Genomic DNA, 16,028 nt, shown 5'->3' with positions numbered 1-16,028 from the left:
ACTTGCTCCAGACACCAACTAACCCAAACCCACCACTTCAACCATCTTTTTCAGCGAACTCAAGTTCACCAAAATATCCTCGGTCAGGGAATTCTGATACATCAACTGTCTAATAGGATAGCATTCAAAAGCCTCGCCCGTTAAAAAGTAATGTTCCAACTGCAAATATTGACTGATTCCCCAGTAATAATGGCTGATATAGTGAGGCGACACCAACTCAACTACTTTAGTTCCCTGGCAACTAAAAATCGTATTTGTCAAGCCGCTGCCGTGGGCAGCCACTATCACCTCAGCGTGGTAAAAATGAGCAATTTGCTCTGCCAAAGACATCGACTCTGGCAAAATAGAAACAAAGCCAAATTTCTCCAACACCTCAACCACATCTTCCTCGTTCAAAACTCGTCGATATCTTGCTTTGCTACGGCTGATATAAATCCGTTTTGGATAGCTAGAACTAGGTATAATTCCCTTGAGAAACTCGCGCCTCAAAAAATCCATCGCCCACCCAGAAGGCCAGCCCAAGTATCCTGCAAAAGAAGGTACAATCAACTCTGTTGCTTGTATGTGAGGCAAGCGATCGCTCTCCAGGACTTTTTCTTCGGGAATCCCCAAAATTCTCAGACTTTCCCGCTGAAATTGGTGCTGACAACTATTCACCAAAAACCAATCAATTTCCGCAAAATCCCTACCACTGTGCCGCAGCAATTCTATCCTCGGCAAAACGTCAACCATCCAGTGAAAATAGACATTTCCAGACAAACCCGAAAGTACCGCCACGCTGCCGTCAATTTGCTTTAAACCTGGAAATGATTCTAACTGAAAAACAATGTGTTTTCTAACATCATGCTTTTCGCATCCAGGTAAAAACCCCGGATAATCTCTCGACACATCAGCCAACAAATAATTGTCAGGAGTAATTACAGCGATCGCCTTGCAAATCAACCAATAATTTTCCTGCGGCACAATCCAAACTCGCCCGTTGGGAATTGCAGCCACAAAAGTTTTGGGCGACGGCACAGGTATCGGTTGCGAGTTGGACAAACGGCACACTCCCCAACCCAAATGCACCGGATCGAACCACTTAGAAAGTCGCTGCAAACACAGCCCGCAAGTTAACCCGGCACAATCGGAATTTGCCAACTTGGAATTGGATCGCGCAAATTGGGAATTGGGAATATTTTCGACCCTTGCTTCTGGTGCAGATTTCCAAAATATTTCCACATAATTGTCAGCATCCAACTTAGCATTAACCAGCCAATCCCAACTCGATAAATAAATACCGTGAGGAGGTTTTATAGAAGTGCGATCTGGCGAAATAAAACTGTCTTTTTTCCACTGTTTCCGATCACCATACCCGTGCAATTGCAGATCTAAAACCTGTTGATAATAATCAATCGCCCGTTCCCAGCGCCCCTGTTTTTCCAGCAGTTTTGCTAACTCAAAATAAACCTGCGGTAAAGCAGGTTGAATCGTCAAAGCCATGTGGTAAACTGCAATTGCTGCACTGAACCGCTGTTGCTGAGCTAAGGAATTTCCCACGCGCCAGTAAAGCTCTGCATTTTGTGGCTGAATTTGCAAAGCTTTTTGATAATAAGCGGCGGCAGATTCGTATCCGCTGTACTCTGTTAGAGCATTTCCCAAATGCAAGTAAATTTCGGCTAAATTATCGCAAATTTCAGCAATTGGTAATTCGGCATTGGGCGTTGGGCGTAGGGCATTGGGAATAGTTTCTTTTTCTTCCTTCTTCCCTGTTCCTTCTTTCTTCTTCCTTCCAGTTAGTGCTGTGAGAAATCGATCGCACGCAGCGATCGCCTTTGACAATTCATCATCTTCTACCGCCCCAACTCTGCGCCTGTCTCCCAAGCTGCAGTAAGCCTCAACAAAATCAGGCTTCAGAGCTATTGCCCGCTCAAAATAAGGCATGGCTTCAGCAATTTTTCCCAAAACCATCAAAGAAAATCCGGCGTCTGTATAGCCCGAAATATAGTCGGAATTGATCTCGATCGCGCGCTCGAAACAAGCAAGCGCCGCCGAATGTTCCCCCTGTAACTGCCACGCTTTCCCCAAATTGTAGTGAGCCAAAACCATGTCCGGCTCCAACTCAATAGCTGTGAGGTAAGATGCGATCGCCCTTTCCGGACTTTTGTCCAGCAAGGCTTGACCCAAATTATTGTGCAGCGTTGCCCAATCCGGCTTAATCTCCATGGCCCGCTCGTAAAGCTCGATCGCCTCAGCAGTGCGATCGTCCTTTAGCAAAATCACACCCAGATTGCTGTAAGCTTTCACGTAATCCGGCGCCACGGCAATCACCTGTCGGTAGGTATCCATTGCCGCTTCGAGCTGACTATTTTCATCTAAAACCACAGCCAGATTGTATAAAGCATCGAGATAACCCGGTTTTTGGGCTATCGCATTTCGGTAACAGTCGATCGCCCCCAACAAATTACCCTGCTTGTGAAAAATATTTCCCAAGTTATAATGAAGTTCCGCCCAATCTGGTTTCAAATCCAGAGCTTGTCGGTAGTGAAAAACCGCCTCATCCAGCCACGCATAGTCGCTGTAAAGTTGACCCAAATAAGCATGAGCCAGAAAAAACTGCGGCGAAATCTCCAAAGCTTGCACAAAAGCGTCTCTTGCCGCCGTCGGATCGCCTTGAGCTTCGAGAATTTCGCCTAAAGTCGTGTAAGCCGAGGGCGAAAACGGTTGAAGTTCGATCGCCTTTTTGCAAAACTCGATCGCCTCAGTTAACTTCCCCCGGTTCAAATAAATTTGGGCTTGCCGGATATATTCTTCAGTGCTCATTGCTAGCCAGCAGTTGCGGTTTCTTTACCGCTTCAGTAAAACCTAGAAATTTTAAGTTAAAAACTTTGTATTTATATTTTTCCCGATCGGGCGATCGATTAATTTCATCAATAACTGTCGATCAATTTTTTTTAACTGCCCCTGCTTCTGTTCCTGTATTGAATATTTCAACCTCACCCCGCTTGTGGCAGAGTGAGGTTGAAATCCTTTAAAACTATCGGCTTTGTGAGAACAGCCCCGAATTTTCTCCGGTGCCGCCCCACAACAGCCTGTTGTTTTAGAACAACTCGAAGTTGTTCGAGGTAATCGTCAGGCCAGGCTGCAACTGAGCAACAGTTAGAACTCCGTTGCTGCTGTTGAAGTACAACGCACCGTTTGATGGGTCGTAGACCAACTTGTTCGTCGCGGTTGCTCCTGCGTTGGCTGCGTTGAAACCAGAAATGACGACAAACTCGCTCGCCTCGAAGCTGCTGCCCAAACCAGCGAACACACCGCCCTGCTTCAAGCGGATCTTATCTTCACCTGGGGTAAAGTCAGTGATCGTGTCTACCCCATACTCGCCACCGCTGGAGAAGAAGTAGAACGTATCGCTGCCAGCACCGCCGGTCAGGACATCGCTGCCTCTGTCGCCAGAGATAAAGTCATTGCCAGCACCACCATCGACAGTATCGTTGTCTTTACCGCCGTACAGGCTGTCGTTGCCGTCGCCGCCGCCGACAATATCGTTGCCTTGGCCGCCAAAGACTGTATCGCTGCCCGATCCGCCGAGTACGGTGTCGTTGCCTCTGTCGCCAGAAATTAAGTCATTGCCATCACCACCGTCTACGAGGTCATCACCTTTGCCGCCAAAGATGTAGTCATCGCCGGTACCGCCAGCGACCACATCGCTGCCGCTGCCTGAAAGGATGGTATCGTTGCCGTCGCCGCCGCCGATACTGTCATTTCCGCCACCCGATACAATCAGCTCGTTGCCACTGCCACCAGCGATGACATCAGCGCCCCCAAAAGTCAAGATGATATCGCTGCCGGAGCTTCCGTTCAGCCTGTTTTGACCTTCGATGCCGATAACGGTTGAGCCACCGCCACCAGTACCACCTGGTAGTGAACTTGCTGGCTGTGTTGGATTAGTTACCTGTGTCATTTACACTCCTCCTAAAAGATCAATCATTTTTCTACAATACACTTTTCCCTCCAAAGGGATTCAATAAATGAAACCGGACATCGGTTGAGACCCTAATTGACCCGGCTGCTATAAGCTGTCATGTAATTTAAATTGTCAGCAGCGAGCCTCGGAGCGCGAGTTGAATCCTGTATTCGTTGAGCAGCAAATCTCGGTTGTTTCCTGCTTTTGACTCTCGACTCCACCACTGCCTCCTCTAACACGAAAATATTCCACTTAAACGTTTGCGAGTTTACCATAATGACCGTCGATATGGCTAGTCATTATTAAAACAATACCCGGAAGATACACAGAGACGATTTTTAATCGGAGTATGCTCTCAAGATTGAGAAGTTGCACCGGGTCCTTGGCACTGTGGATCGCCGGAGAGTTCGATCGCCCCCAATGGGGCTGGAACTGAGCTGCGATTTCTTTTAAGTACACTGTACCTGACCAGACTTTTGATTTTCGCCAATAGTTCCCCAAAAATCAAAATTTTTTAACTGGCTTTGAAAGCAAGCCCGTGCACGCTGGAGGAGGGATTCAATCAAAAGTGCATCCCAACACAGTCCCGGAAAGACTTTTGAGCCTCATCACCTTCATGTTTCCAACCAAATCCCTCACGCTCAACGCAGGATTTTGGCTAAAAAACCCAGTTTTTCAACCCCAATCAGTCATTTCCACCGTGATCCACATCCATCCGGACAATCAGACAATGCAGCGCTAGTCTTTTGGGGAAGTTGGGATGAAAGGTGAGCCGGTAGATTTGTGACGGTACTGTCACTAGATTTGAGATTTTAGATTTACTCCAGAGATGAATCTGGGAACTGGAACTAAGATATAAAATTGTGGGCTGCTGGCGAATCCTGCGCCAGTTATGAGGTTGGCGCAATTTATAGTTATGAATAATTTACCTGTTGATAATGCTGAAGCCATCAATTTTCTGATTGCATCTATCGGAGCCAAGGTAAAATTCTTACCTCCCTACTCCCCGAATTTATGTCCGATAGAGTTGTAGTGGGCCAAAATCAAAGCGATTTTCCGTTCAGAAGCATATCCACCTTCAAATGTTCTTGATGAAGCGATGACTAAAGCTATTAATGCTTTTACTGAGGAAAATGCTTTGCCATCCTTTTATCGCTCTGGTCTCTGTTGAGAACCAACTAAATAGTTTATTTTGGTAGTAGATTCGATGGCTAATACCTGTGAGTTCAAATATTAAGTTTTTAGCCAAGAGTTGTTTACTAATTGTTGTTAAAGTAGAGCTGAGCCTTAACGATTAGCAAATTATCCGAAATTTGCTTCGGCATTAATTCCGAGAAAATCTCTACTATTTATTCCGAGCGGTGTGCTTCTAGTTGCGCTGGTGATGCGTTGGAATTACTCTGGCTGTCGTACTTGTAGATGTGAGCGTCACTCTCGAAAATATAATTGATGGAAGTAGCTGCATAGTAGCTCAGCGCTAGCAGCGATAATAGATTAAGAACTCTATAAATTGGTTTCTCAGATACTTGGTTCATTTTGACTCCTACTTTTTATGCAAATAACTAATTTGGATACCGTGACGGCACTTTTTTTTAGAAGTTCCCAAACATCTCGCACCTCTAAAAATTTAGCTGGTTCCCGTTATACACTCCTGATGCCCGATCGCCCAAAATAAGTTTTAGTTGCGATTTTAGACGACAGTTCTTGTTGCCTATTTCATATTGCAGTCTCTGCCTTGAATTGTGTATCTAACTGCGGTAAGAGTTAGGCTATTTGGACGCAAACGAACTCTACAATTTCCCGTTTAGAGCTGCTGCGATTTGAAGAAAGGGAGGTGGAAAAGCTTAAATGGCAAAGATCCTAGCTGTTTTTCAACGCCTGGCCAGGATTTTCCCACATTCGATTAATGGTACCCAGCCACCGGTAGTATAAAAATTCTTAAGCTGGTCAGCGGCAGGCGAAAATATGTCTGAAGTTATATTTTTGCAAGCAACGGGCAATGTTACATTACATATCAATTTTGAGCTTGGTTGAGGTGGCAGATAATTTTTGGGTAAAAATGTTGTGGTCGCTGTCCGATAATTTGAGTCTGACAATTTTGCTTGAACAATTTTGACTGAGCCGCACCATTAAATCACGATGTGACAAAAAAAGTAGGCCTCAGTCGATTGGAGACTTCGGTGTGATACGTTCAGCGAGCGCTGAGTTTATCTGGCTCAGTTGAACAATTGGACATTGGAGATTTATTCCACAGATGGATCTGAGAGCTTGAACAACAGCCTCAAGTTTTGGGCTGCTGCAGACTCCTGTCGGAAACTTGTATAGGTTTTTGGGCGGGGTCAAAAAGCAGAAGGCAGAATTTGATAGCGGTAAAAAAATACTGTTTTAGAATTCAGAATTTTTCTGGGATTCTACCTTCTAGCTGAATTTATCTTTTTCATCAAAAAAATATAAATTACTCGCAGCCTGGAGCGATGCACGCCGAATAATTTAGGACGAGATAAGCGACTGTTTTGAAGCCAGCTCCTTCCCTAATTTATTATAATTCTTGATCGCATTGGGCTGTTTTTACAACAGACTTTTTGCTGGTAATTTGCAAAAGGGATAGGGGCAGAACAACAGGCCAAAACAAAGGCCCCATTATTAAGGCTATCCAAGATATCACGTCTTTTTTAGATGTCGCTGTATCATTCCAAAAACTTTTGAACCAAACAAGAAAAACGATTAAGGCAATCGAAAAGTAGCTAATCGTTATCATTTTTTTACCTGCCTGCCTATAGATGGGATAGAAGTATTTATAATTATTGTATCTCAGGCCGTGGCTCGCCGATCGCAACTTTATGCCCTGAGCTGCAAGCTGCAAGTGTCTAAAACCCAAAGTTTCACATATCTCCGAGTCCAGAGCCTGCGATGTTGAGCGGACTTACTCCCGCCACGCAGCGGCTTTGGGAACTCAAAGCCTTTATTTCAGGGCTTTTTGAGGTTTTGTCAAACCTTGAGGCTACCACCCGAATCATAGCTTATGCGATCGAGGTATTTGGTTTTATGTGATTTAAATCACGTATACTGGCAGAATTCGGTCACAAATCGGGCCAAGAAGGATCACACAGCTTAGCCGACTGCCATCACCCTACTCTTTTCTCAAATGCTCGATATTGCAATAGTCGAGTTCAACGAGATTTCATGCAAGCTCTGACTTTAAAATCCGATCGCGCGATCGCTGAACTGTTCTATCAAGTCACTCATTCAGGCAATCTGACTCGCATTGAAAGCCACGGACTGCGCGAACTCTGCCAAAGCGCTCTCAGCGAAGACGCCAGAGATGCCGTCAACCGCCTGCTGCACGCCATCCGCCGCGGATGGGTCAGGATTTCCGATTAGTCCCCTCACACACAAAGTTGAGATGAGTATTTTTACTTTCTCTCCTGTCAAGCTTTGCCAACAATAAAATTTTCGTGAATAGGTCCCTCCATTAACCCTCTGCAAAAAAATTGTACTGCGATCGAAAAGCTTGACCCGGTTTCTTGAAGAAGCCGGGATTTTTGATTTGAAGCAGCCAGTAGATTTGAGATTTGAGATTTGAGATTTGAGATTGACTTCACAGATGAATCTGGAGCTTGAACTTGAGCTTAAAATTTGGGGCGGATGCCCGCTCCTGTCGGAAACTTGTATCGGTTTTTGGGCGGGTTATTAAGTATATCCACGGAACAAATACCACACCAAAAAACTAGGTAAATGTAGGTAAAACCAGGTTTCTAAACAGGCTAAACGTTTTACTCTGAATTAAGCCTAGCGCTTTCGCTAGCAGTCATTAGTAATCTATTAATAGATAAATATTAATTTATTTGTCACCGTTTCTTAACCAAAAGTAGAGATGTGGGAGTTGCCAGAAGCTAGGAATCGGGACGGGGTTTGTATTTCAAGTAGCAGAGCTATCGAGGAAATATCCGATCCCCATTTCCCGCTGACACAAATCACTCATCAAGAGCTAATCGATCACATTTACTCCCGTAGTTGAATCACATAAATTTTGGACAAATTAGTTAATACTGTCAAAAGTGAGTTCAAAATAAAACACATGATGAGAACCCAAACGCTGTTACCTCAATTTACTATTGCAGAGCTAGTCTTTCAGGTATATCACTCCGGTCTGCTGACTCCCACTCACCGACAACAGCTCAAGACAGCGCTGTTAAATGACTGTCTTACCGAAGAAGATCAAACAGCCATCAACCGCTTGCTCCACGCCGTTCGCCGGGGCTGGCTGAAAGTTGTAGATTAAATTATCGTCAATTTTTTTTGCCACTCTCTTGAAATGAACTGTCATTGAATTTTGGATTTTACACTTCCGCAAGCGCTCAGTCGAACCGTAGAGTCCCGCTCACTCGAACAATTTGAGATTTTAGACTTACTCCACTGATGAATCTGGGAGCTTGAACAAGACTCTAAAATTTTTGCCTCTCCACAACACGAGTCCGGGGCTTATCTCTATTTTTGCGCGCCTGAGATTAACGCAGAATTAAATCCCCTTAAAAAAATCAGGCATTAGCCTAAATGTAGGGTGCACCACAAGCACCCTGCGGTTTTAACTTCTATTTTTTCACCTTATTTAGTCAGAGATTGTGCCGTCAGGCATCATGGCATCTCTCAGATTCGCTTCATCCAAATTTGTCCCGCGCAAAGAAGCTTGATGCAAGTTTGCTCCCCGGAGATTTGCTCCCTTAAGGGAAACTCCGCTCAAATCTGCTTGATGGAGATTTGCACAGCTCAAGTTAACTCCGCTCAAATCGGCTCCCTTTAAATCCGCTTTTTCCAGATTTGCTTCCGTCAAATTTGCCCAGCTCAGATTTGCTTGAGTTAAGTTAGCACGGCTCAGGTCAGCTTGTGTTAAGTTCGCGTCGGTTAAATTTGCTTTACTGAGGTTGATTCCACAAAGTTTCACTTCTGTCAAGTTTGCACCTTGCAAGTTAGCGTTAACTGCATAAACTTGAATCAAAATTGCCCCCTGAAGGTTGGCATCTCTCATGTCTGCACCCCTGAGACTCGCCCCCGTTAAATCGGCGCCGCTGAACACGACACTCCGCAAGATGGCTCCGCTCAAGTTCGCTCCCACTGCGTCGCATTCGCCAAAATTAGCGGACATGAGGTTGGCTTGGGAGAGGTTGGCTTGGCTAATATCTGCTTGATACAGATTAGCTCTGTAGAGGGTGAGACCGATCGAATTTGCACCTTTTAAATTAGCGTGACTCAGGTCAATATCACGCAAATTTGTCCTTGACATCTTGACCCCGGCTAGGTCTACTTTGTGAAAAACCCGTTCTCCGGCTGCATACCGTCTGAGAAGTTCATCTGCATCCATGTCATTTTCCCCAAAATCATTAATAATACCTTTGATATTTCAATAATATTAGGAATGAGTGACCTTTACGTTTCTTGGTCTGAGTACCATCGGAAAATTGAGGATTTGGCTGTAAAAATTGAGGAATCTCAGTGGAAATTCGATCGAATTGTCTGTCTGGCGAGGGGAGGGCTGCGCGTGGGGGATACTCTGTCGCGGATTTTCGGCAAACCTCTGGCGATTTTAGCGGCCTCTTCCTATGGTGGGGCTGACGGAAATGTCCGGGGTGCGATCGAGTTTGCCCGCGATTTGACAATGGTGGGCGATAATTTGGGCAGCCACATTCTCCTGGTTGACGATTTGGTGGATTCGGGAATTAGTTTGGATCAAGGTATCGCTTGGCTCAAGAGTCGCTACGGCGAGGATATTCAGGAAATTCGGAGTGCTGTGCTTTGGTACAAGGCTTGTTCTGTGGCGAAGCCGGATTATTATGTAGATTATTTGGCTGACAATCCTTGGATTCACCAACCTTTTGAAATGTACGAAAAGATGAGTGCGGCTGATTTGGTGGCGCAAGTGGGGAGTTAGTGTATAAAAGGCTAAAATCAGGTCAATTTTTTATAGGGTTTTGGCGATATCTTGCACTTTTTGGCATAGTCCGCCAGGGGTTAAAAACCCCTGTCTCATAGCTAAAGTTTTCTAAAAAAGGACTGGATATTTCTCAAGGTTGGGCAGTTGGTTGAAACCGACTTTAGCTATGAGACGGGGAATTAATTCCCCGGCGGGCTTGTGGGTAAGCGCCAATCTGCTGATACTATTAGCGAACCGAAAGAATACGATCGCCCAATTCCATACTATCTGCCAAAACTTCCTGCCGCGCCCACCTATCCGCGACCAAAATATCGTCTAAAGCAGGGCTTTCACAGTTATCAGTTTGATGTTTGTCGCAGACCTTCTCAATCAACTTCGGAATATCCAAAAACTGAATCTTCTCCTCCAAAAATAGCGCTACAGCCTGTTCGTTTGCCGCATTCAGCACCGCCGGCATCGAACCGCCCGCACGTCCCGCCGCATAAGCCAACTGCATACAAGGATACTTTTCGTGGTCGGGTTCTCGGAAAGTCAAATCGCCAGCTTTTACTAAATCCAGCCGTTCCCAATCTGTATGAATTCGCTCCGGCCAAGACAAAGCGTAAAGCAGTGGCAATCGCATATCCGGCCATCCCAACTGCGCCAAAACCGAGGTATCTTGCAGCTCAATTAACGAGTGAATTATGCTCTGAGGATGGATGACAATATCAATGTCGTCATAATCCATTCCGAACAAGTAATGAGCCTCAATTACTTCTAATCCTTTATTCATCAAAGTAGCAGAATCGATCGTGATTTTCTGCCCCATCGACCAATTCGGATGTTTCAAAGCATCGGCTACTGTTACTGCCGCTAATTTGTCGATCGGCAAATCTCGAAAAGAACCCCCCGAAGCGGTGAGAATAATTCGTCGCAACCCGCCAACCATAACACCTTGGAGACACTGAAAAATTGCTGAATGTTCAGAGTCAGCAGGCAATATTTTAACGCCGTATTTTTCGATTAAAGGGTTGACAACGGGGCCCCCTGCGATTAATGTTTCTTTATTGGCTAAGGCGATATCTTTGCCTGCTTTGATAGCCGCAATTGTTGGCAGCAAACCGGCACAGCCAACTATGCCCGTGACGACGGCTTGAGCGTCACCGTATTGAGCAACTTCGACAACGCCTGACTCGCCAGCAAGTAAAATAGGTTGAGGGTCGAGATCTGCGATCGCCTCCTTCAATTCCAGTAATTTATCTTCGTCGCAAACCGCGACAATTTCCGGTCGAAACTGGCGAATTTGCTGGGCCAGCAACGTTACATTTCGTCCGGCGGTTAACCCGACAATCCGAAATTGATCGGGGTATTGAGCTACAATATCCAGAGTCTGAGTGCCGATGGAGCCTGTGGAGCCGAGAAGAGTTATTGCTTTCACAATTTTTTAATGTTTTGTGGATTATTCTAATATTACGATTGCGGGGATAAAAATTAGTGGTTAACTATTGCGTGGAAAGCACATTCGATGGAATCATATTTTGAGTGACCACCTAGTGCCAGGTTTCATGCAGAATAGGGAAAATTTTGCTGATGACCGTGAGGACATCAGTGTCTCGATCGCCGAAAATATAGAGGAAGGTCGATCTCAGCTACCGTCGAGTTTGGTTTGGGCGATCGCTACTGCGGCAGCAATTTTCTTTTTGGGTAGCAGTTTACGGCACGCTTTATTCCAATCAACTGCTTTCGATTTGGGAATTTTTGACCAAGCAATTTACTTGATCGGCCAAAACCAAACGCCTTTTTCTTCTTTAATGGGGATTCATATTTTGGGCGATCACGCAGCGGTAATCTATTATCCGCTAGCTTTGCTGTACAAAATTTACCCGGATGTGCATTGGCTGCTGTTGGTACAAGCAGTTGCTTTATCCCTGGGGGCTTGGCCTACATGGAGTTTAGCTCGTTTGGCAGGTTTGAATCAAGAACAATCTCGTGCGATCGCATTGATTTATTTGCTCTATCCGGTGGTATTTAACATCAATTTATTTGATTTTCACCCGGAAGTAATCGCTTTACCCGCACTTTTTGCAGCAATTGTAGCGGCGCGTTTAAATAAAATTGTGTGGTTTTGTACCGCTATTGTGTTAGTTCTCAGTTGCAAGGCGGTTTTGTCCCTAACCGTTGTTGCTATGGGTTTCTGGCTGTTTTTTTGCGAAAAAAAGCAGCGGTGTGGGGCGATCGCACTTTTGCTAGGTGCAGCTTGGTTTTTGATAGCTTCCCAGAAAATTATCCCCTTCTTTAGCGGTAGCGAAGTCGCTGGAGTCGGGCGCTACAGCTATTTAGGCAAATCCGTACTAGAAATCATCATCAATCTCATATTAAAACCCCAGTTAGTATTAGGAAAAATTCTTTCATTCGATACATTCAAATATTTATTTCTCCTCACCTTACCTGTGATTTGGCTGCTATTGCCATTTTCCGGCAAACTACGCCTAAAATATTTAACAGCGCTAACTCCTGCCATCCCTACCCTGCTGATCAATATCCTCTCTGACTTGTCCTTTCAACGCAGCTTAGCCTATCAGTATTCAGTGCCTGTAATTCCATTTTTATTTTTAGCAGTTATCGCAAAGGAAGAAACAAGAAACAGGGAAGAAATAAAAGGCGACAAGGAAGAGGATAAAGCAAATAAGCAACATTTTTTAACATGGAGCAATTTGCCACAATTTAAAAATTTCCGAATTTCTCAACTTTGGCAGGGAATTCAATTACCGAGAATCATGATAATTTGGTCATTACTAATTTTCCTATGTGTGGGCGAGTATAAAGATTTTTATATGTACCTAAATAGACTAGATACCTGGCAAGCTACACGCGAAGCAGTCGCACAAGTTCAACCCCAAAGCAGTATTTTAACAGATAATAGACTTGCCCCTCACTTTACCCACCGCCCAATAGTAAAATTGCTTTCACAAATTTCGCCCCAAACAAATTTAGCGGAATTTCAATACATATTATTAAACCTGCGCCATCCCTGGCCTGATACTGAAAAACTTGGTTCTACGTTAGCAAATAAACTTAAAACTTCTCCCGATTTTAAATTAACTTATCAAAAAAGCGAAGTCCTGCTATTTAAACGCAGGGCTGATTAAACCAATAAAATGCTAACTTTCAAATCCCTAAAATCTCATCCAGTATTTTTAATGATTGTCGTGACAACGATAGTCTTATTTGCCGCCAGCAGCGCGCGGCACGCTTTGTTTCAGTCAACGGCATTCGACTTAGCAATTTTTGACCAAGCAATTTATTTAATCTCCCAAAATCAAACGCCCTTTTCCTCTTTAATGGCCATTAATATTTGGGGCGATCATGCCGCTTTTATTTTCTATCCACTAGCTTTACTTTACAAAATATATCCAGATGTTCACTGGCTTTTTTTAGTGCAAGCTGTTGCCCTAGCTTTAGGCGCTTGGCCGAGTTGGAGTTTGGCACGTCAAGCGGGATTAAACGAACGAAAAGCAATTGCAATTTCCGCCGTATATCTGCTTTATCCCGCAGTATTTAATGTCAATCTCTTCGACTTCCACCCAGAAGTAATTGCTTTACCAGCACTGCTAGCAGCAATCTTAGCCGCTAGGCTGAATAAAACCTTGTGGTTTTGTGCTGCGATTGTATTAGTTTTGAGCTGCAAAGCCGTGCTATCTTTAACTGTGGCTGCAATGGGTTTGTGGCTGTTGTGTTTTGACAAAAAACGCAATTGTGGGTTCATAGCTCTCTTTCTAGGCGCGGGTTGGTTCCTGGTAGTTACTCAGGCAGTTATACCGTATTTTAATCAGGGAAGAGAACACGCGGGAATCGGGCGATATCACTATTTGGGAAACTCAGTTTTTGAAATAGCTCTTAATTTAATAGTCAAACCAAATCTAGTTTTAGGGCGTTTGTTTTGTATAGAGACTTTTGAATATTTAGCGTTATTGCTATTACCTTTGATTTGGTGGCTGTCCCCGCGTCATCTGTCATCTTTAATTAGTGCTGTGCCAATGTTGGCGATGAATATTCTTTCCGATATCCCCGCTCAGCGGGATTTAATTCATCAATATTCTGTGCCGATATTGCCGTTTTTATTGGTTGCCGTAATTTCCAGTTTAGCAGCTAGCAATCAGCAAAAGGGAAAAACAATATTTGATAGATTGCCACTTCCTAATTATCCATTGGCTAGAGTCATTGTAATTTGGTCCTTGATTGCTTTCTTAGCTTTAGCTAAATACGGCTATTTTTGGACTATTTATTTAAATGGGTTCGACACTTTGCCCGCTACCAGAGAAGCAATTTCTCTTGTTGAAACCAAAGGCAGTGTTTTAACAAATGCTCAGATTGCTCCGCACTTAGCGCACCGCCCTGTAGTAAGATTAACTCAGGCTCAGGCGCCGCCTGCAAATCTCGCAGAATTTGATTATGTATTGCTCAACCTCAGATATCCTGGCTGGATGAGCGATCGAGATTTTGTGGAAAAGCTAGTAACTCAACTAAAAAACACCCCTCAATTTAAACTAAAATATCAGCGAGACGACATCTACCTATTTACCCAAAACGCTAACAAATAATCATCTTCTCCTCCTTTAACTGGTTCCCCGGCAGAGCCTGGGAATAGATGTCTAGAGGCTCTGCCTCGCTTGCGGAGGAAAATTGGAGGCAGAGCCTCCGGATCTTTGTTACCAGGTAGAGCCTGGGAACCAGTAAATTACCGCTAATCCTTCACTTTCAAAGCCCTTCTTGCCAACTTCACGTAAGTTTTCACAGTTTCATAAGGCATTTCCAAATCCGCAGCAATATCAAACAAAGATTCTCCCAATTCCCGGCGCGCCAAAATCGTCGCCCAAGTTTCAGCAATCTCAGCAGCGCGACTGCCACCTGTACGCTTTCTCAGGGCCATAAACTTCTTTGTCAATTCATCTATTCTCGCCGCCAATACGCTGTGTATCGACACTTCAGGTAGCGCTTCCGTCAACCATTGTGCTCGCGTTTGTCCCAATCCAAAAGTTGTTTTGTGGCCCGTGCCGCAGTAAGGCGCTAACCGCCCCAAAGCATAAAATAATTGTACAAAATCAGGGCGATTGTGAGCCGATCGCCCTAGCGCAAATTCCACAGCCCCAGTGAATCCCGTTACCATGCCTTTTTTGCCCGCCGCTACCTTTTGCGACGCCAATTTGTGGCGGCTAATAATTACATTCTCATCAATCCAATTCAAAAATTCTACTTGGTCAAAATTTACCCCTGAAAAGTTATTCCAGCGGCGCAAATAACTGTGAAAAACATTTTCGGGAACTGGCAAAGGGAAGTGATGGCCTTTGCTGCGAAAGCTTGTAGGAGTCACAAAACTAAGTTTGATGGTGGGCGAAGATGGGGATTCGGCTGTTAATAATTGCTGGTAAGTTGTGGGAGCAAAAGCAATATCCCAAGAGCGAATTAGCAGGGGAGCATTTCGCAAATCTATCTCTTCGGGCAAATTTTGCAGCCACTGACTCAGCCACTGCACTACTGGCTTTGAAAGTCCTGTTAAGTACCAGCGATAAATTCGATCGCCCAAAAGCTGAAATTCTTTGCCACTGGGGAGCAAATCACCTTCCAATCCCGACATAGTAAAGGCTTTTTCTGACTGTTCATCGTGCAAAAGTTTCGATAAATCCGGGTCAGTTTGCTGCACTTGACCTAAAAACCAAGCGTGCAAACCTATAGCATACTGCGCGTACAGATAGCTAGCAGCGCCGGGAGTCAATTCAAACACTAATCCGACTAACTCGGTGTCAGCCGGCCAAATCAGCCCAGAAGGAAGAGATTTTTTGCTGTGGGTGGGGTTCGGGGAAGTTGCCATCAGATGCGGTTCCTATAGCCGTCACAGAAAGAGCGCCGTGCTATCTTATCCAATTTTTATCCCCTTTGGGGGATCATAGGTGAGGGCGATCTATCGCCCAAATCTTTTGATCGGTCCAAAAACCCGGTATGCCACAAGTTTCCCGCACCCTCCGGGATAGACAAAAACCACTAAAAAACCAACAACCTAAAACTCAATCTTTGTCAAGGTTTTCCTCCTTGTAAGTAAACAGAAATATACAAGTGTTTAAAATCCTATTCTGCGCTACAATTGTCAAAAGCTCGTAGCATCCTCAACTCCGATCC

Annotated in this window: 13 protein-coding genes; 7 read left to right on the top strand and 6 right to left on the bottom strand. The window is 44.6% G+C overall.

All coding sequences use genetic code 11. The annotated features are described in order from the left end of the window. Positions 1-18: 18 nt before the first annotated feature. Both QUA53_RS09690 and QUA53_RS09685 read right to left on the bottom strand, forming a co-directional pair. Positions 19-2,802, bottom strand: a complete 2,784-nt coding sequence (locus tag QUA53_RS09690) for a tetratricopeptide repeat protein (RefSeq protein ID WP_333096851.1) — start codon at positions 2,800-2,802, stop codon at positions 19-21. 277 nt (positions 2,803-3,079) lie between these two features. Then, a complete protein-coding gene (locus tag QUA53_RS09685) occupies positions 3,080-3,943 on the bottom strand; it encodes a calcium-binding protein (protein WP_333096850.1) in 864 nt (287 codons plus the stop codon). An 895-nt stretch (positions 3,944-4,838) separates the two neighbouring features. Here QUA53_RS09685 and QUA53_RS29160 point away from each other — a divergent pair. Continuing rightward, positions 4,839-4,979: a transposase gene (locus QUA53_RS29160; RefSeq protein ID WP_445304933.1), complete on the top strand. Its 141-nt coding sequence runs from the start codon at positions 4,839-4,841 to the stop codon at positions 4,977-4,979. Positions 4,980-5,295: 316 nt separating this feature from the next. Here the strand turns inward: QUA53_RS29160 and QUA53_RS09680 are convergent, their stop codons facing one another. Then, the gene (locus QUA53_RS09680) at positions 5,296-5,481 is read right to left on the bottom strand and encodes a hypothetical protein (protein ID WP_333068237.1); all 186 of its coding nucleotides are present in this window, start codon (positions 5,479-5,481) and stop codon (positions 5,296-5,298) included. Between the two features lie 1,375 nt (positions 5,482-6,856). On the opposite strand from QUA53_RS09680, the gene QUA53_RS09675 reads away from it, so the two are divergent. From QUA53_RS09675 to QUA53_RS09665, 3 genes are all read left to right on the top strand, one after another. Further along, the gene (locus tag QUA53_RS09675) at positions 6,857-6,997 is read left to right on the top strand and encodes a hypothetical protein (protein WP_333096848.1); all 141 of its coding nucleotides are present in this window, start codon (positions 6,857-6,859) and stop codon (positions 6,995-6,997) included. A 132-nt stretch (positions 6,998-7,129) separates the two neighbouring features. After that, the gene (locus QUA53_RS09670; protein WP_333068233.1) at positions 7,130-7,327 is read left to right on the top strand and encodes a hypothetical protein; all 198 of its coding nucleotides are present in this window, start codon (positions 7,130-7,132) and stop codon (positions 7,325-7,327) included. 700 nt (positions 7,328-8,027) lie between these two features. Then, positions 8,028-8,228, top strand: coding sequence for a hypothetical protein (locus tag QUA53_RS09665; protein WP_333076016.1), 201 nt, complete (start codon positions 8,028-8,030; stop codon positions 8,226-8,228). Between the two features lie 327 nt (positions 8,229-8,555). On the opposite strand, the gene QUA53_RS09660 is transcribed toward QUA53_RS09665, so the two are convergent. Beyond that, positions 8,556-9,305, bottom strand: a complete 750-nt coding sequence (locus QUA53_RS09660) for a pentapeptide repeat-containing protein (RefSeq protein WP_333075944.1) — start codon at positions 9,303-9,305, stop codon at positions 8,556-8,558. Between the two features lie 54 nt (positions 9,306-9,359). Here QUA53_RS09660 and QUA53_RS09655 point away from each other — a divergent pair, with 54 nt between their 5' ends. Then, complete coding sequence (locus QUA53_RS09655; protein WP_333096845.1) at positions 9,360-9,872, top strand: phosphoribosyltransferase family protein; 513 nt, start codon at positions 9,360-9,362, stop codon at positions 9,870-9,872. 229 nt (positions 9,873-10,101) lie between these two features. Here the strand turns inward: QUA53_RS09655 and dxr are convergent, their stop codons facing one another. Then, positions 10,102-11,292: a 1-deoxy-D-xylulose-5-phosphate reductoisomerase gene (gene dxr, locus QUA53_RS09650; protein WP_333096844.1), complete on the bottom strand. Its 1,191-nt coding sequence runs from the start codon at positions 11,290-11,292 to the stop codon at positions 10,102-10,104. Between the two features lie 127 nt (positions 11,293-11,419). Here dxr and QUA53_RS09645 point away from each other — a divergent pair, with 127 nt between their 5' ends. Further along, positions 11,420-13,003: a DUF2079 domain-containing protein gene (locus tag QUA53_RS09645; RefSeq protein ID WP_333096945.1), complete on the top strand. Its 1,584-nt coding sequence runs from the start codon at positions 11,420-11,422 to the stop codon at positions 13,001-13,003. Positions 13,004-13,012: 9 nt separating this feature from the next. Further along, positions 13,013-14,455, top strand: coding sequence for a DUF2079 domain-containing protein (locus QUA53_RS09640; RefSeq protein ID WP_333096841.1), 1,443 nt, complete (start codon positions 13,013-13,015; stop codon positions 14,453-14,455). 143 nt (positions 14,456-14,598) lie between these two features. On the opposite strand, the gene cas6 is transcribed toward QUA53_RS09640, so the two are convergent. Then, a complete protein-coding gene (cas6, locus tag QUA53_RS09635) occupies positions 14,599-15,723 on the bottom strand; it encodes a CRISPR-associated endoribonuclease Cas6 (protein WP_333096840.1) in 1,125 nt (374 codons plus the stop codon). Between the last annotated feature and the right edge of the window lie 305 nt (positions 15,724-16,028).

Origin of the sequence: Microcoleus sp. Pol12B3, from assembly GCF_036701355.1 — a bacterium.
In the GTDB taxonomy this organism is placed as follows: domain Bacteria; phylum Cyanobacteriota; class Cyanobacteriia; order Cyanobacteriales; family Microcoleaceae; genus Microcoleus.
This window is presented reverse-complemented; position numbering and strand designations above follow the sequence as displayed.

Bases quoted from the DNA above. Each gene is read 5' to 3' on its own strand.
- QUA53_RS09645 (WP_333096945.1), top strand. From the start codon at position 11,420: ATGCAGAATAGGGAAAATTTTGCTGATGACCGTGAGGACATCAGTGTC.
- QUA53_RS09670 (WP_333068233.1), top strand. From the start codon at position 7,130: ATGCAAGCTCTGACTTTAAAATCCGATCGCGCGATCGCTGAACTGTTC.
- QUA53_RS09690 (WP_333096851.1), bottom strand. From the start codon at position 2,802: ATGAGCACTGAAGAATATATCCGGCAAGCCCAAATTTATTTGAACCGG.
- QUA53_RS09660 (WP_333075944.1), bottom strand. From the start codon at position 9,305: ATGGATGCAGATGAACTTCTCAGACGGTATGCAGCCGGAGAACGGGTT.
- QUA53_RS09640 (WP_333096841.1), top strand. From the start codon at position 13,013: ATGCTAACTTTCAAATCCCTAAAATCTCATCCAGTATTTTTAATGATT.
- QUA53_RS09680 (WP_333068237.1), bottom strand. From the start codon at position 5,481: ATGAACCAAGTATCTGAGAAACCAATTTATAGAGTTCTTAATCTATTA.
- QUA53_RS09655 (WP_333096845.1), top strand. From the start codon at position 9,360: ATGAGTGACCTTTACGTTTCTTGGTCTGAGTACCATCGGAAAATTGAG.
- cas6 (WP_333096840.1), bottom strand. From the start codon at position 15,723: ATGGCAACTTCCCCGAACCCCACCCACAGCAAAAAATCTCTTCCTTCT.
- QUA53_RS09675 (WP_333096848.1), top strand. From the start codon at position 6,857: ATGTTGAGCGGACTTACTCCCGCCACGCAGCGGCTTTGGGAACTCAAA.
- QUA53_RS29160 (WP_445304933.1), top strand. From the start codon at position 4,839: ATGAGGTTGGCGCAATTTATAGTTATGAATAATTTACCTGTTGATAAT.
- QUA53_RS09685 (WP_333096850.1), bottom strand. From the start codon at position 3,943: ATGACACAGGTAACTAATCCAACACAGCCAGCAAGTTCACTACCAGGT.
- QUA53_RS09665 (WP_333076016.1), top strand. From the start codon at position 8,028: ATGAGAACCCAAACGCTGTTACCTCAATTTACTATTGCAGAGCTAGTC.